Source organism: Ruegeria sp. HKCCA5426, from assembly GCF_013034585.1.
Taxonomy (GTDB): domain Bacteria; phylum Pseudomonadota; class Alphaproteobacteria; order Rhodobacterales; family Rhodobacteraceae; genus Ruegeria.
In genome coordinates this window covers 282,650-303,156 of the sequence record NZ_WQGH01000005.1, presented here as the reverse complement: position 1 = coordinate 303,156, position 20,507 = coordinate 282,650, and the positions used below count along the sequence as shown (strand labels likewise).

The window sequence follows — 20,507 nt, the reverse complement described above, 5'->3', positions numbered from 1 at the left end:
CTCAGCCCCCTATGATCCGAACGGCGACGGGCCAACCAACCCGTGAATGTAGCCGATCGCGCCCAGCAGCACGATCGAGGCCACAAAGAACATCGCATCCTTGCCATAGGTGCCAGGCTCACCAGGGGTCCAGTCGGGTTCGGCCCGGTTGATCATAACCACCTCGACCAACGCCCACAGGAACAGCCCGCCAAACAGGATGATCGAGGCTAGATCGCCATTGACCAGCAAATGCGCAAATGCCCAAGCGCGGAAACCTGCCAGTTGCGGGTGGCGCATCTTGTTCAGCAGACGGCCTTTTTTCCCGGCGGGGCTCATCATGAAGATGGCGATCAAAACCAACAGATTGTTGATGTGAACCATGAAAGTCGGCGGTGCCCAGACGTAGATGAAATCGGTCATGCGATAACCGAAGATCATCAGCAAGATCGCCGCCACCAGCGCTAGCGCCACCGCGCCTTTGCCGCCATTGCCCATCGCCGCGCGTTGCGCTGGCATCACACGTTTGAACAGATGCGCGGCCCACCAAAGCGCCACACCAAGGATCAGAAGAACAAAGCCCATGCTGGCTTACCCCGCTTGCAAAGCTGAAATCGCCTCTGCTTTTGCCAGAATTTCGCGGGCGGTTGCAACGTGCAGGTTTTCCACGATCTTGCCATCCACGACAGCAACGCCCTGCCCTTGTGCTTCGACCTCTTCAAAGGCGGCAATCTGACGTTGCGCCAGGTCAATTTCGGCGTCCGACGGGGCGAAGGCCGCGTTCGTTATCTCGACCTGAGCGGGGTGGATCAGGGTCTTGCCGTCAAAGCCCATGTCACGGCCCTGCGTGCATTCTGCGGCCAGACCTTCGTCATCCTTGAAAGCGTTATAGACACCGTCCACGATGATCAGCCCCTCGGCCTTGGCGGCCAGCAGGCACAGGCCCAGCGAGGTCATCAGCGGCAGGCGGTCGGGGCGGAACCGGGTCTGCAATTCCTTGGCCAGGTCGTTGGTTCCCATAACAAAGCCCGCCATCAGCGGATGCGCGGCGATCTCGGCGGCGTTCAGCATTCCGCGCGGGGTCTCCATCATCGCCCAGATCGGGATATCGCCAGTGATCGCGGCCAGCGCGTCCACATCAGCGGCCGAGTTCACCTTGGGCAGCAGAACCACCTCGGCGTCCATGTCCCGCACGGCCTCGGCATCGGCGCGGCCCCATTCGGTGTCCAGTCCGTTGATCCGCACAATCTTGACCCGCGAGCCATATCCACCCGCGGCCAAAGCGGCCTTGAGCGTTTCCCGCGCGTTGTCTTTTTCGTCGGCGGCGACGGCATCTTCCAGATCAAAGATAATCGCGTCGACCGGCAAGGTGCGCGCCTTGTCCAGCGCCCGATCTTTCGAGCCGGGGATATACAGAACAGAACGATAGGGGCACTGACGGGGGTCCATTGGCCTCTCCCTTGTGAAATAAAGTTGCGCGGAATGGGGCATTTTTTGTCGGAAAGTTCAAGGACAAAATCGCCGCGTTGCAGCATTCGCGACGCAACGTGCGTCGGTTTAACCAGATTTCGGCACGTCACTTGCACCCTTTTGGACAGATGGAACCGAAAGGGTGCAAGGATGCAGAAGACGCTGTTCAAGATGACGATGGGGCTGGGCATCATGGTTCTGGCCGCCGTTCAGGTGCAGGCACAGACCTGCGCGCCCCGCGAGGAGATCATAAAGCGACTGGCTGAAACCTATGGCGAGACCCGACAGGGTATTGGCATCGCGCGACAAGGTGCGGTGATGGAGGTCTATGCCTCGACCGCAAGCGGTAGTTGGACGATCACGGTGACGTTGCCGGACGGGATGACCTGCCTAATCGCGTCCGGTCAGTCCTATGAGGACATGGACGAGGCACTGCCGCCCAACGTCTAAGTCAGTGCATCCCAGATCAGCTTGCTACCCGTCAGAGTCAGCAGGACATAGGCGATGCCAAAGAATAAGCGTTCGGACATCATAAAATGTGCCCGGACACCCAACCATGCGCCAAGAATGGCAAAGGGGGCCAGCAGCAAGTCCGCCAGCGCCGTATGCCACGTAAACAGGCCCAGATAAGCGAAGGGCACGAATTTCACCGCGTTGATGACCCAGAAGACCAGCACGGTGCTGGCCTGAAACTCGGTCTTCGTCAGGCGTTGCGACAGCAGGTACACGGCGGCAGGCGGACCGCCAGCATGGCTGACAAAACTGGTGAACCCGGCCACCAACCCTGCAAACAGCCCGGCCGACGGCGGCAGACGGTTGGCAAAACCACGAATCCAGCCCCTGCTTTGCGCCACATGCCAAATCACGAACCCGATCGAGATCCCTCCGATCAGCAGGCGAAGCAAGTCGTCGTCGGTGACACGATAGAGCCACGCGCCCAGCGCGACACCCGGCACAGCCCCCAGAATCAACAGGCGCGAATCCGGCCAGCTCCACCGTTTCCAATAGGGTTTCAGGGTGGCAACGTCGATCACCATCAGAATCGGCAACATCAACGCCAGCGCCTGTCCGGGCGTCAGGATCAACGCCAGAATCGACGAGGACGCAAAGGCCACGCCCGACCCGAACCCTCCCTTGGAAATGCCTGCAAAGATCACGGCAGGGATAGCCACGGCAAAGAACATCAAGTCCAGTTCGAACATTCAGCATTCCAGAAAAGCAAGAATTCACGCCCCTTGGACGCTAGGAAAATCGGTATGCGGTTGTATGCCACGCAGCAGAACACTTGCACAAATCCGTTTTACCGACTAGCACAACCGCGATTTCAAAACCCATCGGAGATATTCCAAATGGCCAGACCCAAGATCGCGCTGATCGGCGCAGGTCAGATCGGCGGCACGCTCGCCCACCTCGCTGCAATGAAAGAACTGGGTGATGTCGTCCTGTTTGACATCGCCGAAGGCACACCGGAAGGCAAGGCGCTGGACATCGCTGAATCCGGCCCCTCCGAAGGGTTCGACGCCAAGCTGAAAGGCACCCAGTCCTACGAGGACATCGCTGGCGCCGACGTCTGCATCGTCACCGCCGGTGTTCCCCGCAAACCGGGCATGAGCCGCGATGACCTGCTGGGCATCAACCTGAAAGTCATGAAATCCGTGGGTGAAGGCATCGCCGCCAATGCGCCCGATGCGTTCGTCATCTGCATCACCAACCCGTTGGACGCGATGGTCTGGGCACTGCGCGAATTCTCGGGCCTGCCCCACAACAAAGTCTGCGGCATGGCAGGCGTTCTGGATTCGGGCCGTTTTGCGCACTTCCTGTCGGAAGAGTTCAACGTGTCCATGCGCGACGTCACAGCATTTGTTCTGGGCGGCCACGGCGACACGATGGTTCCGTCGGTGCGTTATTCGACCGTTGCTGGTATCCCGCTGCCCGACCTGGTTGAAATGGGCTGGACCACACAAGAGAAACTGGACGCCATCGTTCAGCGTACCCGTGATGGCGGCGCCGAAATCGTTGGCCTGCTGAAAACCGGCTCGGCCTTCTATGCTCCGGCAACATCGGCGATCGAAATGGCCGAAGCCTACCTGAAAGACCAGAAGCGCGTCCTGCCCTGTGCCGCCTATTGCAACGGCGAACTGGGCGTTGACGGCATGTATGTAGGCGTCCCCACCGTGATCGGCGCGGGCGGCATCGAGCGTGTTGTCGACATCAAACTCAACGAAGAAGAGCAAGCCGGTTTCGATAACTCGGTCAACGCTGTGAAGGGCCTGATCGAGGCATGTAAGGGCATCGACAGCTCTCTGGCCTAATTTCGGCCGTTTCGACATTCCAAACCGGCCCAAAAGTTGGGCCGGTTTTCTTTTGTACTGGCCTCTTGATCTGCAATACTTGCGGGAAGAGTATTAGCGCAAACACCTCAAACACCCTTTTTGAATGTGTTTTCAAAGGCGCGAAACGATTTATCGAATCATAAATTTAACTTCCGTCATTTTGTGATCACACCCCAAAAAAGTGTGATCACAAACAGTAAAAATCTCTGTGAAAAAGGGCTTTGAAAACAAAAAAACCTTTAAATTTACCCTTCGGACATTTCTATAACGAAGTAATCGTAGTCAAACGGGACAGTTTCGATGAACATTCACGAATATCAGGCCAAGGCTCTTCTTCGCAGCTATGGCGCTCCGGTCTCTGAAGGTCGCGCGGTTCTGCGCGCCGAGGAAGCCAAAACCGCAGCCGGTGAACTGGACGGCCCCTTGTGGGTTGTAAAGGCCCAAATCCACGCGGGTGGCCGCGGCAAGGGCTCGTTCAAAGAGGCTGACGCCGGTGAAAAAGGCGGTGTCCGTCTGACCAAGTCGGTGGAAGAAGCCGCCGAAGAAGCCAAAAAGATGCTGGGCCGCACGCTGGTCACACATCAGACCGGCCCCGCAGGCAAGCAGGTCAACCGCATCTATATCGAGGCTGGTTCCGGCATCGAACGCGAACTGTATCTGGCCCTTCTGGTGGATCGCCAAACCAGCCGCATCTCGTTCGTCTGTTCGACCGAAGGCGGCATGGATATCGAAGAAGTGGCCGAGTCCACGCCTGAGAAAATTCTGTCCTTCTCGGTGGACCCTGTGACAGGCTATCAGGCCTATCACGGCCGCCGCATCGCCTTCTCGCTGGGTCTGGAAGGCGCGCAGGTCAAGCAATGCGTCAAGCTGATGGGTCAACTGTACCAAGCCTTCGTTGAGAAGGACATGGAGATGCTGGAGATCAACCCGCTGATCGTGGCCGAAGGCGGCGACCTCAAGGTACTGGACGCCAAGCTGGGCTTTGACGGCAACGCGGTTTACCGCCACCCCGACATCGCCGAGTTGCGCGACGAGACCGAGGAAGACCCCAAGGAACTCGAAGCCTCCAAGTACGACCTGAACTACATTGCGCTGGACGGTGAGATCGGCTGCATGGTGAACGGTGCCGGTCTGGCGATGGCCACGATGGACATCATCAAGCTGTACGGCGCCGAGCCTGCCAACTTCCTCGACGTGGGCGGCGGTGCCACCAAAGAGAAAGTGACCGAGGCGTTCAAGATCATCACCTCGGACGAAAACGTCAAAGGCATTCTGGTCAACATCTTCGGCGGCATCATGCGCTGTGACGTCATCGCCGAAGGCGTTGTCGCAGCGGTGAAAGAGGTCGGCCTGAAGGTTCCGCTGGTCGTGCGTCTGGAAGGCACGAATGTCGAGAAAGGCAAAGAGATCATCAACACCTCTGGTCTGGACGTGATCGCGGCGGACAACCTGAAAGACGGTGCCGAGAAGATCGTGAAGGCGGTAAAAGGCTGATTGTCATCCCGTAAGGCGGGCTTCAGCCCGCCTTTCCCAAGATTTTGGCGGGCAAAACCCGCCCTACAAAGGAGAACGCCAGATGGCAGTCCTCATCGACGAAAATACCAAAGTGATCTGTCAGGGCTTTACCGGCTCGCAGGGCACATTCCACAGCGAACAGGCCATTGCTTATGGCACCAAGATGGTCGGCGGTGTAACCCCCGGCAAAGGCGGGATGACCCATCTTGACCTGCCCGTGTTTAACTCGGTCCACGAGGCCAAGCATGTGACCGAAGCCAACGCCAGCGTGATCTATGTGCCGCCGCCTTTCGCGGCTGACTCGATCCTCGAAGCGATTGATGCCGAGATGGAGGTGATCGTCTGCATCACCGAAGGCATCCCGGTTCTGGACATGATGAAGGTAAAGCGGGCGCTGGAAGGCTCGAAATCGCGCCTAATCGGCCCGAACTGCCCCGGTGTCATTACGCCCGACGCCTGCAAAATCGGCATCATGCCCGGCCACATCCACAAGCGCGGCTCGGTCGGCGTTGTGTCGCGTTCCGGCACCCTGACCTATGAGGCCGTCAAGCAGACCACCGATGTGGGTCTAGGCCAGTCCACCTGTGTGGGCATCGGCGGCGATCCGATCAAAGGGACCGAGCATATCGACGTGCTGGAATGGTTCCTGGCGGACGACGAAACCCACTCGATCATCATGATCGGTGAGATCGGTGGCTCGGCCGAAGAAGAAGCCGCGCAGTTCCTGGCGGATGAGGCCAAGAAGGGCCGCAAAAAGCCGGTTGCTGGTTTCATCGCAGGCCGCACAGCCCCTCCGGGCCGCCGTATGGGCCACGCGGGCGCGATCGTCGCCGGCGGCAAAGGCGGAGCCGAGGACAAGATCGAAGCCATGCGCTCGGCCGGTATCGTTGTGGCAGAAAGCCCCGCGACGCTGGGTGAGGCCGTGCTGGAAGCGATTGGTTAAAGCGGCGGCTTAGCCGTCTACTTTGGGAGGAACGGAAAACATGACCTTTGGTGAGGCTGTCAAAACGTGTTTCTCAAAGTTCTTAACATTCTCGGGCCGCGCCTCGCGGCCCGAGTACTGGTTCTTTTTCCTGTTTATCGTGATCTGGAATATCATCGCTGGGATTATTGACTGGCAGTTTTTCACTCAGGTCACCACGACGGAAACGGGCACGACGAAATCCGTCACCGCCACATCAAGCCAACCGGTACAGTCAATCGTCGGCGTAATCGTCTTTTTCCCGCATCTCGCGGTCGCATGGCGCCGGATGCATGACACCGGGCGCAGCGGGCTTTATGCGCTGCTGCCGATCCTGCTGATCCTCGGAGCCGCCGCAGTTCTGATTTTTGGAATTGGTCTGGCGTCCAGTTTCCAGCATGGCGGTAATCTGGACATCCTGTTTACCCGCGCCACTTTGCTGGTCGTCATTCCGACGCTGCTGGTTCTGGTGGTGTCGCCTCTCCTGGTGCTGTGGTGGCTGACCCGCCCCAGTCAGCCGGGCACAAATCAATACGGTCCCAACCCATATGAGGTAACCCAATGACCGAACACTCGCCCAACTCTGCCTTTCATGCCTCAAGCTTTATGCAAGGGCATAATGCCGAATACCTAGAGCAGCTTTATGCTCAGTACACAAAGGACCCCGGCGCGGTAGACGCGGCCTGGGCCGAGTTCTTCAAGGCCATGGGCGACGCGACGCCGGACGTCCAGAAAGAAGCCGAAGGGCCATCATGGGCGCGAACCGACTGGCCGCCGATGCCAGCGGATGATCTGACCGGGGCGCTCACTGGGGAATGGGCCGAGATTGACGCCAAGGCGGCGGGAAAAAAGATCAAGGACAAGGCGGCAGACAAAGGCGTTGAGGTCAGCGACGACCAGATCAAGCGCGCCGTTCTGGACAGTCTGCGGGCGCTGATGCTGATCCGGGCCTATCGGATTCGGGGCCATCTGGCCGCCAATCTGGATCCGCTGGGGATGCGGGCGGCCAGCACCCATCCTGAACTGGACCCCAAGACTTATGGGTTCACCGAAGCCGACATGGACCGGCCGATCTTTATCGACAACGTGCTGGGTCTGCAGATGGCCTCGATGCGGCAGATCGTCGATATCGTGAAGCGGACCTATTGCGGCACCTTCGCGCTGCAATACATGCATATCTCCGACCCTGAACAGGCCGCGTGGCTGAAGGAACGGATCGAAGGATACGGCAAGGAAATCGCGTTTACCAAGGAAGGCCGCAAAGCGATCCTGAACAAGATGGTTGAGGCCGAAGGTTTCGAGAAATTCCTGCACGTCAAATACATGGGCACCAAACGGTTCGGTCTGGACGGGGGTGAGGCCCTGATCCCCGCGATGGAGCAGATCATCAAGCGTGGCGGTGCCTTGGGCGTCAAGGAAATCGTCATCGGGATGCCGCACCGTGGCCGTCTGAACATTCTGGCCAACGTGATGCGCAAACCCTATCGCGCGATCTTCAACGAGTTTCAGGGCGGCAGCTTCAAGCCCGAGGACGTGGATGGCTCGGGCGATGTGAAATACCACCTCGGTGCTTCTAGCGACCGTGAATTTGACGGCAACAGTGTGCACCTGTCGCTGACCGCCAACCCCAGCCATCTTGAGGCAGTGAACCCGGTGGTACTAGGCAAGGTCCGCGCCAAGCAGGATCAGTTCAAGGACGCCGAGCGTACCTCCGTGATGGGCATCCTGCTGCACGGCGACGCAGCTTTTGCCGGTCAGGGGGTTGTTGCCGAAGGGTTTGGCCTGTCTGGTCTGCGCGGTCACAAGACCGGCGGCACCATGCATATCGTGGTAAACAACCAGATCGGCTTTACCACCGCGCCGCATTTCAGCCGCTCCAGCCCATATCCGACGGATATCGCGCTGATGGTTGAGGCACCTATCTTCCACGTGAACGGCGACGACCCTGAGGCTGTGGTTCACGCCGCCAAGGTCGCCACTGAATTCCGCCAGAAATTCCACAAGGACGTGGTCATCGACATCTTCTGCTATCGCCGGTTTGGTCACAACGAGGGCGATGAGCCCATGTTCACTAACCCGATCATGTATAAGAAGATCAAAACGCATAAGACCACGCTGTCGCTGTACACCGAGCGTCTGGTCAAAGATGGCCTGATCCCCGAGGGCGAGATCGAGGACATGAAGGCCGCGTTCCAGGCTCATCTGAATGATGAGTTCGAGGCCGGAAAAGACTACAAACCCAACAAGGCCGATTGGTTGGACGGGCGCTGGTCGCACCTGGACAAGAACAAGGAAGAATATGTGCGTGGCGACACTGCGATCACGCCCGAGACAATGGCCGAGATCGGAAATGCGCTGACCCATGCGCCTGCGGATATCGCCGTTCACAAGACGGTGTCGCGCCTGCTCGATCACAAGAAGCAGATGTTCGACAACGGCAAAGGTTTTGATTGGGCAACGGGTGAAGCGCTGGCCTTCGGGTCCCTGCTGACCGAAGGCTATCCGGTGCGTCTGTCCGGCCAGGACGCGACGCGCGGCACATTCAGCCAGCGCCACTCTGGCTTTGTGCATCAGGAGACCGAGGAACGGTATTACCCGCTGAACAATATCCGCGCCGGCCAGTCGCAGTATGAAGTGATCGACTCGATGCTGTCCGAATACGCGGTGCTGGGCTTTGAATATGGCTATTCGCTGGCCGAACCCAACGCCCTGACCCTGTGGGAGGCGCAGTTCGGCGATTTTGCCAACGGCGCGCAGATCATGTTCGACCAATTCATCAGCTCGGGTGAATCGAAATGGCTGCGTATGTCTGGGTTGGTGACGCTGCTACCGCACGGGTTCGAAGGGCAAGGCCCGGAACACTCGTCCGCCCGGCTTGAACGGTTCCTGCAGATGTGCGGTCAGGACAACTGGATCGTGGCGAACTGTACGACGCCCGCGAACTATTTCCACATCCTGCGCCGACAATTGCACAGGACATTCCGCAAACCGCTGATCCTGGTAACGCCCAAGTCGCTGCTGCGTCACAAGCTGGCCGTCAGCACGGCCGAGGATTTCACCACCGGGTCCAGCTTCCACCGGGTGCTGTGGGATGACGCGCAGCAGGGGAATTCCGACACCAAGCTGGTCGCAGACAAAAAGATCAAGCGGGTCGTTCTGTGTTCCGGCAAGGTCTACTATGACCTGCTGGAAGAGCGCGACGCGCGCGGTATCGACGATGTCTATTTGTTGCGGATCGAACAATACTATCCCTTCCCCGCGCACTCACTGATCAACGAGCTTGAGCGATTCAAAGGGGCCGAGATGGTCTGGTGTCAGGAAGAACCCAAGAACCAGGGGGCCTGGACCTTTATCGAGCCGAATATCGAATGGGTCCTAACCCGGATTGGTGCCAAGCATACACGGCCACGCTATGTCGGCCGCGCGACGTCGGCCTCGCCCGCAACGGGTCTGGCCAGCCAACACAAAGCCCAACAAGAAGCGCTGGTGAACGAAGCGCTGAGCATTGAAGGAAAATAAGCAATGTCCATTGAAGTTCGTGTTCCCACGCTGGGCGAGTCGGTCACCGAGGCCACGGTTGCAACCTGGTTCAAAAAACCGGGCGACGCAGTGGCTGTGGATGAGATGCTGTGCGAGTTGGAGACCGACAAAGTCACCGTCGAAGTCCCTTCGCCTGCCGCTGGTGTGATGGGTGAGATTGTTGCAGCCGAAGGCGAAACCGTAGGCGTTGACGCTTTGCTGGCGACGATCGCAGCCGGAGAAGGCGCCGCCCCGGCTCTGGCGGCGGCCCCAAGCCCTGCACCTGCCGCCGCACCCGCAGCGTCTGGCGGAAGCGTGGACGTGATGGTTCCTACGCTGGGCGAATCCGTCACCGAAGCGACTGTGTCCACTTGGTTCAAACAGGTCGGCGACAGCGTCGCGCAAGACGAAATGCTGTGTGAGCTTGAAACTGATAAGGTCTCGGTCGAGGTTCCCGCCCCGACGGCTGGCGTATTGGCCGAGATCGTAGCGCCCGAAGGCACCACCGTCGACGCAACGGCAAAGCTGGCCGTGATTTCCGGCGCAGCGGCAGGTGCAGCCCCGGCACCGTCAGCACCGGCAGCGGCACCTGCCGCGGGTACCGGCGATGGCGGTGGCAAGGACGTCGCCAACGCACCGTCCGCTGAAAAAGCTATGGCCGAAGCAGGACTGTCTGCAGATCAGGTCACCGGAACCGGGCGCGATGGCCGCATCATGAAAGAGGACGTCGCAAACGCTGTTGCAGCGGCCGCTACGGCACCAGCACCTGCGGCGGCTGCCCCCGCCCCTGCTTCCCCTGCCCCACGCGCGCCGGTTGCCGCAGAGGATGCCGGGCGCGAAGAGCGTGTGCGCATGACCCGTCTGCGCCAGACCATCGCCAAGCGCCTGAAAGACGCGCAGAACACGGCCGCGATCCTGACCACCTATAACGAGGTGGACATGACCGAAGTGATGGCCCTGCGCAGCCAGTACAAAGACCAGTTCGAGAAAAAGCATGGCGTCCGTTTGGGCTTTATGTCCTTCTTCACCAAAGCCTGCTGTCACGCTTTGAAAGAAGTACCTGAGGTGAACGCCGAGATCGACGGAACGGATATTGTCTATAAGAACTTCGTCCACATGGGCGTGGCTGCGGGAACTCCGCAGGGTCTGGTGGTTCCGGTCATCCGCGACGCGGACAGCATGTCCTTTGCCGAAATCGAAAAGGCGATCGCAGAAAAAGGCAGACGTGCCCGTGACGGCAAGCTGTCCATGGCCGAGATGCAGGGCGGCACCTTCACCATCTCGAATGGCGGTGTCTATGGCTCGCTGATGTCTTCGCCGATCCTGAACCCGCCGCAATCGGGCATTCTGGGTATGCACAAGATTCAGGACCGCCCCATGGTGATCAACGGTGAGATCAAGATTCGCCCGATGATGTATCTGGCCCTGTCCTATGATCACCGGATCGTTGACGGCAAAGGCGCGGTGACGTTCCTTGTCCGCGTAAAAGAAGCGCTGGAAGACCCACGCCGCTTGCTGATGGATCTGTAATCATGGCGACTCATGTACTTTGGGAGGCTGACGTGGCGGACTTTGATGTCTGGCTGAAAGTCTTCCGCGAAGACCAAAAAATGCGAGAGGCCGCGGGAATCCGCGACCTCCACATCTGGAAAGACCCAGATCAGAAAGACCACGCAGTTGCGTTGTTCGAAATCACGGATCTGGAGCGCGCTCAGGACTTTATTGAATCTGAGGAACTGGCCATGCATCACGAGCGTGGCGGAGTTGCCCATATCAAAACAAAAATTCTGACACCGGTCTGACTATTGCCGGATGCGCCATCCCATGATGGCCACCCGATTTAAATTTAACTCCTCAGGTTCTAGGAGAATAAAATGGCAAACTATGATGTCATCGTTATTGGCGCCGGCCCCGGCGGCTATGTCTGCGCGATCCGCTGCGCCCAGTTGGGTCTGAAGACCGCTGTCGTTGAAGGGCGTGAAACGTTGGGCGGCACCTGCCTGAACGTAGGCTGCATCCCATCGAAGGCATTGTTGCACGCATCGCACCAGCTTCATGAGGCCGAGCATAACTTTGCCAAGATGGGCCTGAAGGGCAAAAGCCCCTCGGTCGATTGGAAGCAGATGCAGGCCTATAAGGACGAGGTGATCGACGGTAACACCAAGGGCATCGAGTTTCTGTTCAAGAAGAACAAGATCGACTGGCTTAAGGGCTGGGGCTCAATCCCTGCCGCAGGTCAGGTCAAGGTGGGCGATGAGGTCCACGAGGCCAAGAACATCATCATCGCCTCAGGGTCCGAGCCGTCCTCGCTGCCAGGTGTCGAGGTGGACGAGAAAGTCGTCGTGACCTCGACCGGTGCGTTGTCGCTGGGCAAAATCCCGAAAAAGATGGTTGTGATCGGCGCGGGCGTGATTGGGCTGGAGTTGGGCTCGGTTTATCAGCGTCTGGGCGCCGAGGTGACTGTGATCGAATTCCTCAACGAGATCACGCCGGGTATGGACCCCGAGGTACAAAAGACGTTCCAGCGGATTCTCAAGAAGCAGGGCCTGAAGTTCGTCATGGGCGCCGCCGTGCAAAAGACCGAAGCCACCAAGACCAAGGCCAAGGTCACCTACAAGCTGCGCAAAGATGACAGCGAGCACGTGATCGACGCCGACACCGTGCTGGTCGCCACCGGGCGCAAGCCGTTCTCGGATGGTCTGGGACTGGATGCTCTGGGCGTCGAGATGACGCCGCGCGGCCAGATCAAGGTTGGCAGTGATTGGCAGACCAACGTGCCCGGCATCTATGCCATCGGTGACGTGACCGAAGGCCCTATGCTGGCCCACAAGGCCGAAGATGAAGGCATGGCCGCCGCCGAGCAGGTCGCAGGCAAGCACGGCCATGTGAACTACGGCGTTATTCCCGGTGTGATCTACACTTGGCCCGAGGTCGCAAATGTCGGCGAAACCGAAGCCACGCTGAAAGAGGCGGGTCGCGCCTATAAGGTCGGCAAGTTCATGTTCATGGGTAATGGACGCGCCAAGGCGAACTTTGCCGCCGACGGTTTCGTCAAAATTCTGGCCGACAAGGAAACCGACCGCATTCTGGGCGCACATATCATTGGCCCCGCTGCAGGTGACCTGATCCACGAAGTCTGCGTCGCGATGGAGTTCGGTGCGTCGGCTGAAGACCTGGCCCTGACTTGCCACGCCCACCCGACCTACTCGGAAGCCGTGCGCGAGGCTGCGCTGGCCTGCGGGGACGGCCCAATCCATAGCTGACCTTTCAGCACTCAAAACATCAAAGGCGGGCCAAAGTGTCCGCCTTTTTTATTCCGCGACTCTGCCTTAGTTTTGCTCTCGCTTAGGTTGATCAACACCTTGTGACCGCTGGGCGCGTCCCTGCGGCTGGGATCGAACAAATTTTTTTTGAGGCTGATATGAGATTTCTTTCATTTTGCGCTGCGGCGCTGATTATCACGTTATTTTTCGGACAAGAGGCACAGGCGGGGCGCGCGGGTGGCGTCTGGGGTACATCCGAGCAGATGACCCTGATTACCCCTACGGATATTGAAGACAACAACGGTCAAAATCTGTCGTTGTGCCATCTGACCAAGAAAACGCACATCATGTTCGCCGGGGTTTGGCGCAGCTCTATCGGCTATGTGATGGCGCCGAATAAATGCGACAGCGACAGTTACTACAACATGCCCGCAGACAGGCTGGAGCTTGGGAAAGCACTGGGAGACTTTCCTTCGGACTTGCCAGCGCAACCCAAAATGTCCCGTGCGGACATGGTGTCCGGCTTTTGGGGCTTGGGCGCAATCGCCGTTCTTCTTATTTTGGCCGGAGCAAAAAAGGCGGGGCAATCCAAGCGCACGAAAGAACGCTATGCGGAAATGGGCACAGCAAATCCTGCAGCGTTGCAGGCAATGGATGCGATGTGCCACGCTGCAAAAGCGGACGGTTCGCTTGATGCGGCGGAAATTGCAACGATGGCCAACATCGCCCAGCAGATGACGGGTGAAACCTTTGATGAATCCCGTATTCGCCGCATCTATAACATGGCCGAGGCCAAACCAACGGATGCGCAATTTGCGGCCTTTGGCCGTGGGCTGACTGCCGATCAGAAACGCATGGTCATGCAAGCCACGCTGATGATCGTGGGCGCAGATGGCGATCTGGACAAGGCTGAAACAGTGTTTATTCACAAACTGGCCAAGGGTCTCGGCATCAGCGTGGACGAGGTCAAGGCGATGTTCCAGAACATGGCCGCTCAACCCGCCTGATCTGCGGATTTACCACATCGTTTTCGCGGCTCGTGCTTGCCATTCCTGATCATAGCGCGCGCCGCCCTCTTCTCCGCTTGAGGCCTCAGCTAGAATTTCGCCGATAGTGGGAAGGTTGGCGCTTTCGTCACCGCTGTTCCAGGTGCGCGCCCGGATAAGCGCGCGGGCGCATTGTGTGTAGACCTCGGCGATGTCGACAACGATCACCGTCGCTGGACGTTTGCCGTTTTTCTCAAACCGCCCTGTCAGAGCCTTGTCTGCCGTCAGTCGGGCCGTGCCATTCACACGTACGACATTGTTTGACCCCGGCACCATGAACATCAGGGAAACGCGCGGGTCGCGCACGATGTTGCGCAGGCTGTCCAGCCGGTTGTTGCCCCGCCAGTCGGGCATCGCCAGCGTTCTGTTATCCAGTTCCAGAACCACGGGCCCGTCATCTCCGCGCGGGCTGCCATCCACACCTTCCGGACCGACTGTGCTGAGGACGCACAAGCGCGACGCCTTGATCCATTTTCGGTACAAAGGGGTCATCCGGTCCGCCACTTTGCGTAGGGATGGCGCACCTGGCGTACCATAGAGGCTTTCGAGCGTTTCTATGTCCTCAATGAACTCCATCTGGATCAACCCCACTTCCCGCATCAACGCATCTGAACGCGTTTCGATTGCCTCTTCCAGTCGGGTCAGAAACGCCTCCCGCTCGACACCCGGCTCGATCGGGTCCAGGAAATCGACAATCGCCAGACCGGGTTTTCGCATCACCCCGGTCCGAGGCCAGAAAACTCCGGCGTTAGTAGCCGCCGGAACACAGGCAAAACCCAACCCTTCGTACAGCACTGCGGCACCAACCTTATAGGGTTTCCGCGCGCCGGGGGCGACACGCGTGCCTTGCGGATAGATGACCAACTGACCCGGCTCGGCAAACTCTGTCGCGACGTCCTTTACCATCTTGGCCACCGCTGCGCCTTTCTTGCCGCGATTCACCGGGATACACCCAAGCCGACGAGCGTAAAGACCAATCATCGGAGTCCATAGCAATTCCCGCTTCATGATGAACTTTCCATGCGGGACCGCGTGGAAGATTATCATGATATCCAGAAACGACTGGTGTTTGGCCCCGATTACCACTTCATCCACGGGCACCGTGCCGCGAACTTCGAAGCGAATACCAACCATCCAACGTGCCAGCCATAGGGTTGTGCGGGCGTACAGCTTGCAGGCCTGCAACGCGCCTTTCTTGGCAAACAGGGCGTAAGGCGCAAAGACAATGCCCAGAACCAACATCCAAGCGTAAATCACGATCATGAAAATCAACGATCGAATCCACTGTATCGCATCAGCCATCACGAAAGCTCCGTCAATTTGCGGGTTGCCGCGGTCCAAGTGGCCAGAAACGCAACTGCGGCTCCCATAAGGGGGATAAGTAACGGCAGAAACCAACCCAGCCCCTGAAACCCGAGGCCGGTCAGGAACCCACCCTCATCCGAGGCTTCGGGCAGCAGCAAGACCCCTGTCATCCCAAGCACAACGCCGACCAAGGCACCAAAGAACGCGCGATACGTGAACCGACGCACGAAAGCATTTGCGATGAATCTGTCGCGCGCGCCCACAAGCCGCAGAACTTCGATAATCTGCGCATTGGCCGCAAGTGACGCGTTTGCAGCCAATGTGATCATGGCCGCCGTCGCAACACCGATCAGCAGGATTGAAATCCACCCCAGCCGTCGCAGCGACGTCGCCGCATCGACCAATGGCTCGCGCCAACGGGTATGGTCATCCAGCACAGCGCCCGGCACCTCGGCCCCAAGCCGCAAGCGAAGGCCGGTTACATCCAGCCCTGGCGCGCCCTCGATAATCTCGATTAGTTGCGGGACGGGCAGCGTATCCAACGGCAAGTCCGGGCCGAACCACGGAGACAGCAGGGCCAATTGCTCATCCGATGTCAAAGCCCGCGCAGATGCAACTCCGGGCGTTTGCGACAGCACCGTCAACGCGGCCTCGGTCTGCGCGGCAAGCTGATCGGACGGGGCATTGATGCGCAACGTAGCGGCCCCTGCCAGCTCGGTCGCCCAACGGTCCGCCAGTCGCCCCGATGCCAGTGACAGGGCCAGTGCAAACACCGCAAGGAAAGCCATCGAGCCTGAGACAAACACTGTAAGCTGCGCCGTATACCCCGTTGGGGGAACAACGCGATCAGCCCGCTTGTCCCGTTTCAGCAGATTGCGAATGGTACCCTCGCTCATAGATCTGCTCCGGCCAGTTGGACCTGTCGTTGCGAGATGCGCAACACACGCGCCTGAACCTGGCTTTTGGCCGCCCGGATGAGGCTAAGGTCATGGGTGGCGATCAAAACGGTTTTTCCCATCTTGTTCAGCTCCACCAATAGACGCAGCAGACGCTGGGACATCTCCCAATCGACGTTCCCGGTGGGCTCGTCCGCCAGCACGACATCCGGCGACAGGATCACTGCCCGGGCCAGGGCTGCGCGTTGACGCTCACCACCGGACAGTTCGGGCGGAACCGCGTCTTGCCGCGTGCCAAGCCCGACCCAGTTCAACAACTCGGTCAAGTCCTGCTGCTGCGCAGATTCGGCACGGCCCGACACCATCAGCGGCAGGGCCACGTTCTCGGCCAATGTCATGTGATCCAAAAACCGGCAATCCTGATGCACGACTCCGATCCGGCGGCGCAGCAACGCCATTTGATCGCGGTCCAGCGTGGCAACATCTTGCTCAAATGCCTTAAGCTGGCCTGAGGTCGGCAACAGCGCCCCATAGCAGAGTTTCAAAAGGGTCGTCTTACCCGCCCCCGACGGCCCGGTCAGAAAATGGAACGAACCCGGGTTCAACTGTAGGGAAACATCGCTCAGCAATGCCCCTCCACCATAGGTATAGCTGACGTTTTCCAGCTCGATCACAGGCGCCCCCCGGTTATTCTGTTGTTCTTCTTGCCCGAGCATGGTGACGGTTTCAATGCCTGCACCGGGTCGAATTGGTGACACTTACGGCGTGAAACCGAAAACACTCTTTGCTGTCAGGTCTTAACGGAATATCATTCCTGAAAAAACTATCATCAGGTCAATACTATGGCCGGGAGGCAGCATGCGTCTTACTTGTCCGAATTGCGGTGCCCAATACGAGGTGCCAGACGAGGTTATCCCTTCAGAGGGGCGTGACGTTCAATGCTCCAACTGCGAAAAAACATGGTTCCAAAGCAAAAACCCAGAACCCGTGGCCACGCCCGAACCAGCGAAACCCGAAACCGGCACGGCTGAGAAAACCCCGGCAGAACCTGCGCCGGAACCACCGCAAAAACCTGCAGCGGACGCGGAACCGGAAACCCCAACGGCCGAGGACAAACCGTCCGAGGACTCAGCGTCGGGCAACGTTGATCCTGCCGTAGCGAACATCCTGAAAGAGGAAGCCGCGCGTGAGGCTGACCTGCGCGCGAAAGAAGCTGAAACTCTGGAAACGCAGCCCGATTTGGCGCTAGACGCGCCTCCAGAGCCTGAGCCAGAGCAGGCAATCAAGGACCTGACGGCAAGGGAAACGGCCGAGGATGCCGGTCAGAAAGACGCGCTTCCCGATGTCGACGCAATCAATTCCTCGCTGCGTAGCGAAGAACCCGCACCCAAGAAAAAAAAGAAAAAGAAAGAAGAGGTGGAACTGGTACCGCGCAAGTCTGGCGGTGGGTTCCGGCGTGGTTTCCTGCTGATGATCATCATTGGCGTTATCCTGTTCCTGATCTACGGCAACGCACAACGCATTTCCGAGGCCGTACCGCAGGCTGATCCTGTCCTTGATGGCTATGTGACACTTGTCGATCAGGCACGCGTTTGGCTTGAGGCGCAGACCGGAGCCGGCACACCGCAGAACTGACCTGTCGCGTTAGAACCGCTCCAGCAGTCGCTTGAGATATTCCAGTTCAATCTCAGGCCGGTCCGATTCTCCGGTCCGGCGGCGGATTTCGTCCAGCAATTCCCGTGCCCGGCGATAGACATCTTCGCCCTGCAGCAGGTTGTCATCGGTTGAAATCGACCCTGCTGCACCCGGGCTACGACCCAGAGGATCGCGATTGTTGGCCTGCATGTCGCCTTCCTGCGCGCCTTGACCGGGCTGGTTCTGCTGGTTCTGGGCTAACGCCTCACCCAGTGAACGCATACCTTCGCGCAGGGCTTCCATCGCCTCGGACTGGCGATCAATCGCCTCGGCCAGATCGTCACCGCGCAGCGCTTGCTCGGCCTCGTCCATGGCGCGGCCCGCACGACCCAGCGCGTCGCGGGCAGATTCGCCCTCGGGCGTTCCAGCGCCGGGCAAGTTCTGTTGCTGCCGACCAAGCTCATCGCGCAAGGCTTGCTGGCGATCGGCCAGCGATCCCTGACCCTGCTGACCTTCTCCGGCCTGATCCGAACCCTGACCCTGACCACCTTGGCCTTCGTGGCTTTCGCCGCGGCCCTGACCCCCATTTCGGCCTTCATTGCCCTGATTTTCACCAGCTTGCGCGCCGGGATTGAACTGTTCCTGCAAATCGCGGAAAGCCTGATCGCTCAGCCCCTGCTGTTCGCGCAGCGTCTCGGCCAGACCTTCCATCGCCTGCTGGCCTTCGGACTGCTGGCCCTGACCCTGACCTTGCGTGATGCGCATGTTTTCCATCATCTGCTGGAACTCTTCCAACGCCTGCTGCGCCTCGGCCATACGGCCCTGTTCCATCAGTTCCTGAATACGGTCCATCATGCGCTGCAGGTCGTCCTGCGTCATTTGCATGGTTTCGCCGTTCTGACCTTGCTGACCTTCCTCACCGCCATTTTCCTGCGCCAGCCGCTGAAGCTGCCGCATATAATCCTGCGTAGCCTCGCGCAGTTCTTGCATCAACTCGGCGATTTCTTCATCGGTTGCGCCGTTCTGCATCGCCTCGGTCAGGCGTTCCTGCGCGCGACGCATCCGTTCCAACGCATCCGCCAGCGTTCCTTCCTCGATCAGAACCGCCAGATCCCACAGGGACTGGGCAATCTCAGCCTGCTGTTTCGGTTTCAGGCCGTATTCGGTGAATGTCTCAAGCCGCCGAAGCGTCACGCGCAACCGCAGATAGGCCGTATCCGATCGGAACACGTCTTCGGGCAAATGAGACACTGCCCGCAAAAGCTGCGCAACGCGCGTGGCGTTCTCGCGTGTCCATAGCAGATCGCGCCGCTGTTCGATAATCGCCGCCGCCAAGGGATCGAAAAAACGACGGGCAGGCAGCGCCGTCATATACGGTTCGGACTGCGTTTCCTGATCTGCGGCATCGCGCGCGGTCAGAGTGATTTTGACAGGCAGATGCGCCCAGGGGTGTTCCGAGAAATCCTCGATAAAGTCCTCGATAAAGTCGGTGCGATCCCCTGTAATCGGCATCGGCAATTCAACGGAAATTACGTCGCGTGGTTCTGGCTCATGCGTCAGACCATAACGGCGGTCAACAGAGGCAAGGTCGAGTTCGATGGTGGCCGAACCGGATTGAACGCCATAGTCATCACCAGCCGCAAAGGGCAGCTTCATCTGCCCTCCAGCTTCGGCCTCGGCTATATCCGCAACGGCAATCTGGGGCGGCGCGTCCGCTATGATATCCAGCGTCCAATCTCGTCCAGAAGGACCATCAATCCTCAATAGCCCGGACCGGTCAGCAACAAATTCCTGCTCGGGCGCGGTTGCAGCTTCGGTCCCCAGCAGAGTGGTTGTTTCGGTAAGGCTGTGCGCACCAACTTCGCCATAAAAGCGAAGCGTTACCCGGCTGCCCTGCGGGATCGACAGCGTTGGGTCGGACTGATCGGCCAAGTAGAGCGTCGGCAGGCCGGTATATCGGGGCGGCTCTACCCAGCCTTCCCAACTTGGCCCCTGCCCCGCCATCGCGGCCCCCGGTGTCATCTCGGCCACCGATCCGATGCGCCAGAATGACCCGAACAAGGCAGCGATCACCAAGGCCAGCAGTGCCGAATAGCGCAGGGCATAGGGATCGCGATCCGCAAGGCGCAAGTTTGGCTTGACCGGCTCGGCCTGTGCCGCACGCTGGGCCATCCGGTTTTGGTGCGCGCGCCACAAAGCGACAGAGTCCGCATCCATCGCGCCAATTGCCTGACTGTCCATAAGCGCCTGAATAGGTCGGCCCGGAAGGGTCTCATCCAGACGCATCAACGCTTCGGCCCGGGACGGAAGATGGAATCGCCTTGCCCCCAAAGCCAGCGCAGCCAAAAGACCCAGCACCGAAAGTGATCCGACGATCCAGACGGTTTCAACCGTCACAAGATCTTGCAGGCCCAGCATTAACGCGGCCAAAATCACCATAAGTACAGAAAAAAACGGCCAAAAAGCACGCCATACTCGCTCGGCCAGCATCCCTGCATGCGTCAGCAGCAGGGACAGTCTTGGGATCGGCAAGGTCGGTCTTGTGCGCAAGGCGGGCCTCCGTCAACGGGCCCGCGCGCCTATCG

At 59.1% G+C, this 20,507-nt stretch carries 18 protein-coding genes and 1 pseudogene; 11 read left to right on the top strand and 8 right to left on the bottom strand.

Going from position 1 to position 20,507, the window contains the following annotated elements; all coding sequences use genetic code 11:
* Window positions 1–9: 9 nt before the first annotated feature.
* The gene (locus tag GOV87_RS10945; protein ID WP_171211769.1) at window positions 10–564 is read right to left on the bottom strand and encodes an NnrU family protein; all 555 of its coding nucleotides are present in this window, start codon (window positions 562–564) and stop codon (window positions 10–12) included.
* A gap of 6 nt (window positions 565–570) precedes the next feature.
* On the bottom strand, window positions 571–1,428 hold the full coding sequence (locus GOV87_RS10940; protein ID WP_171211768.1) for a CoA ester lyase: 858 nt from the start codon (window positions 1,426–1,428) through the stop codon (window positions 571–573).
* Between the two features lie 171 nt (window positions 1,429–1,599).
* Between GOV87_RS10940 and GOV87_RS10935 the strand changes: the two genes are divergently transcribed.
* Window positions 1,600–1,899 (top strand): hypothetical protein, encoded by a 300-nt coding sequence (locus GOV87_RS10935; protein WP_171211767.1) that lies wholly within the window; start codon window positions 1,600–1,602, stop codon window positions 1,897–1,899.
* Here the strand turns inward: GOV87_RS10935 and GOV87_RS10930 are convergent.
* Entirely contained in the window at window positions 1,896–2,651 is a 756-nt protein-coding gene (locus GOV87_RS10930) for a sulfite exporter TauE/SafE family protein (RefSeq protein ID WP_171211766.1), read from the bottom strand. The genes GOV87_RS10935 and GOV87_RS10930 overlap by 4 nt on opposite strands.
* A 147-nt stretch (window positions 2,652–2,798) precedes the next feature.
* Between GOV87_RS10930 and mdh the strand changes: the two genes are divergently transcribed.
* The 9 genes from mdh to GOV87_RS10885 all read left to right on the top strand — a co-directional run bounded on the left by mdh (window position 2,799) and on the right by GOV87_RS10885 (window position 14,047).
* Window positions 2,799–3,761: a malate dehydrogenase gene (gene mdh, locus GOV87_RS10925; protein ID WP_170353522.1), complete on the top strand. Its 963-nt coding sequence runs from the start codon at window positions 2,799–2,801 to the stop codon at window positions 3,759–3,761.
* Window positions 3,762–4,082: 321 nt separating this feature from the next.
* On the top strand, window positions 4,083–5,276 hold the full coding sequence (sucC, locus tag GOV87_RS10920) for an ADP-forming succinate--CoA ligase subunit beta (RefSeq protein WP_170387497.1): 1,194 nt from the start codon (window positions 4,083–4,085) through the stop codon (window positions 5,274–5,276).
* Between the two features lie 82 nt (window positions 5,277–5,358).
* The gene (gene sucD / locus GOV87_RS10915) at window positions 5,359–6,240 is read left to right on the top strand and encodes a succinate--CoA ligase subunit alpha (RefSeq protein ID WP_170353524.1); all 882 of its coding nucleotides are present in this window, start codon (window positions 5,359–5,361) and stop codon (window positions 6,238–6,240) included.
* A 40-nt stretch (window positions 6,241–6,280) separates the two neighbouring features.
* Entirely contained in the window at window positions 6,281–6,823 is a 543-nt protein-coding gene (locus GOV87_RS10910; RefSeq protein WP_171122582.1) for a DUF805 domain-containing protein, read from the top strand.
* Window positions 6,820–9,777, top strand: a complete 2,958-nt coding sequence (locus GOV87_RS10905; RefSeq protein WP_171124430.1) for a 2-oxoglutarate dehydrogenase E1 component — start codon at window positions 6,820–6,822, stop codon at window positions 9,775–9,777. The genes GOV87_RS10910 and GOV87_RS10905 overlap by 4 nt, the downstream gene beginning before the upstream one ends.
* Before the next feature lie 3 nt (window positions 9,778–9,780).
* The gene (gene odhB / locus GOV87_RS10900) at window positions 9,781–11,307 is read left to right on the top strand and encodes a 2-oxoglutarate dehydrogenase complex dihydrolipoyllysine-residue succinyltransferase (protein WP_171211765.1); all 1,527 of its coding nucleotides are present in this window, start codon (window positions 9,781–9,783) and stop codon (window positions 11,305–11,307) included.
* A gap of 2 nt (window positions 11,308–11,309) precedes the next feature.
* On the top strand, window positions 11,310–11,579 hold the full coding sequence (locus GOV87_RS10895; RefSeq protein ID WP_171122588.1) for a hypothetical protein: 270 nt from the start codon (window positions 11,310–11,312) through the stop codon (window positions 11,577–11,579).
* Window positions 11,580–11,651: 72 nt separating this feature from the next.
* Window positions 11,652–13,040 (top strand): dihydrolipoyl dehydrogenase, encoded by a 1,389-nt coding sequence (gene lpdA, locus GOV87_RS10890; RefSeq protein WP_171211764.1) that lies wholly within the window; start codon window positions 11,652–11,654, stop codon window positions 13,038–13,040.
* Window positions 13,041–13,198: 158 nt separating this feature from the next.
* Window positions 13,199–14,047, top strand: a complete 849-nt coding sequence (locus GOV87_RS10885) for a TerB family tellurite resistance protein (RefSeq protein WP_171211763.1) — start codon at window positions 13,199–13,201, stop codon at window positions 14,045–14,047.
* 9 nt (window positions 14,048–14,056) lie between these two features.
* Here the strand turns inward: GOV87_RS10885 and GOV87_RS10880 are convergent, their stop codons facing one another.
* The 4 genes and pseudogenes from GOV87_RS10880 to GOV87_RS10865 all read right to left on the bottom strand — a co-directional run bounded on the left by GOV87_RS10880 (window position 14,057) and on the right by GOV87_RS10865 (window position 16,961).
* Window positions 14,057–14,662, bottom strand: a complete 606-nt coding sequence (locus tag GOV87_RS10880) for a pyridoxamine 5'-phosphate oxidase family protein (protein WP_171211762.1) — start codon at window positions 14,660–14,662, stop codon at window positions 14,057–14,059.
* A 237-nt stretch (window positions 14,663–14,899) separates the two neighbouring features.
* A pseudogene (locus GOV87_RS20660) lies at window positions 14,900–15,220 on the bottom strand (lysophospholipid acyltransferase family protein); the annotation flags it as partial.
* 167 nt (window positions 15,221–15,387) lie between these two features.
* A complete protein-coding gene (locus tag GOV87_RS10870) occupies window positions 15,388–16,287 on the bottom strand; it encodes an ABC transporter permease (protein WP_171211761.1) in 900 nt (299 codons plus the stop codon).
* Window positions 16,284–16,961: an ATP-binding cassette domain-containing protein gene (locus GOV87_RS10865; RefSeq protein WP_171211760.1), complete on the bottom strand. Its 678-nt coding sequence runs from the start codon at window positions 16,959–16,961 to the stop codon at window positions 16,284–16,286. Before GOV87_RS10865 ends, GOV87_RS10870 begins: the two co-directional genes overlap by 4 nt.
* A 184-nt stretch (window positions 16,962–17,145) precedes the next feature.
* Between GOV87_RS10865 and GOV87_RS10860 the strand changes: the two genes are divergently transcribed.
* A complete protein-coding gene (locus GOV87_RS10860) occupies window positions 17,146–17,922 on the top strand; it encodes a zinc-ribbon domain-containing protein (RefSeq protein ID WP_171211759.1) in 777 nt (258 codons plus the stop codon).
* 9 nt (window positions 17,923–17,931) lie between these two features.
* Here GOV87_RS10860 and GOV87_RS10855 read toward each other — a convergent pair whose 3' ends face one another.
* Window positions 17,932–20,472, bottom strand: a complete 2,541-nt coding sequence (locus GOV87_RS10855) for a TIGR02302 family protein (RefSeq protein WP_254447354.1) — start codon at window positions 20,470–20,472, stop codon at window positions 17,932–17,934.
* Window positions 20,473–20,507 lie beyond the last annotated feature (35 nt).

Bases quoted from the DNA above. Each gene is read 5' to 3' on its own strand.
- GOV87_RS10860 (WP_171211759.1), top strand. From the start codon at position 17,146: ATGCGTCTTACTTGTCCGAATTGCGGTGCCCAATACGAGGTGCCAGAC.
- GOV87_RS10910 (WP_171122582.1), top strand. From the start codon at position 6,281: ATGACCTTTGGTGAGGCTGTCAAAACGTGTTTCTCAAAGTTCTTAACA.
- lpdA (WP_171211764.1), top strand. From the start codon at position 11,652: ATGGCAAACTATGATGTCATCGTTATTGGCGCCGGCCCCGGCGGCTAT.
- GOV87_RS10870 (WP_171211761.1), bottom strand. From the start codon at position 16,287: ATGAGCGAGGGTACCATTCGCAATCTGCTGAAACGGGACAAGCGGGCT.
- GOV87_RS10895 (WP_171122588.1), top strand. From the start codon at position 11,310: ATGGCGACTCATGTACTTTGGGAGGCTGACGTGGCGGACTTTGATGTC.
- odhB (WP_171211765.1), top strand. From the start codon at position 9,781: ATGTCCATTGAAGTTCGTGTTCCCACGCTGGGCGAGTCGGTCACCGAG.
- GOV87_RS10935 (WP_171211767.1), top strand. From the start codon at position 1,600: ATGCAGAAGACGCTGTTCAAGATGACGATGGGGCTGGGCATCATGGTT.
- sucD (WP_170353524.1), top strand. From the start codon at position 5,359: ATGGCAGTCCTCATCGACGAAAATACCAAAGTGATCTGTCAGGGCTTT.
- GOV87_RS10905 (WP_171124430.1), top strand. From the start codon at position 6,820: ATGACCGAACACTCGCCCAACTCTGCCTTTCATGCCTCAAGCTTTATG.
- GOV87_RS10945 (WP_171211769.1), bottom strand. From the start codon at position 564: ATGGGCTTTGTTCTTCTGATCCTTGGTGTGGCGCTTTGGTGGGCCGCG.
- GOV87_RS10880 (WP_171211762.1), bottom strand. From the start codon at position 14,662: ATGGAGTTCATTGAGGACATAGAAACGCTCGAAAGCCTCTATGGTACG.
- mdh (WP_170353522.1), top strand. From the start codon at position 2,799: ATGGCCAGACCCAAGATCGCGCTGATCGGCGCAGGTCAGATCGGCGGC.
- sucC (WP_170387497.1), top strand. From the start codon at position 4,083: ATGAACATTCACGAATATCAGGCCAAGGCTCTTCTTCGCAGCTATGGC.
- GOV87_RS10930 (WP_171211766.1), bottom strand. From the start codon at position 2,651: ATGTTCGAACTGGACTTGATGTTCTTTGCCGTGGCTATCCCTGCCGTG.
- GOV87_RS10885 (WP_171211763.1), top strand. From the start codon at position 13,199: ATGAGATTTCTTTCATTTTGCGCTGCGGCGCTGATTATCACGTTATTT.
- GOV87_RS10940 (WP_171211768.1), bottom strand. From the start codon at position 1,428: ATGGACCCCCGTCAGTGCCCCTATCGTTCTGTTCTGTATATCCCCGGC.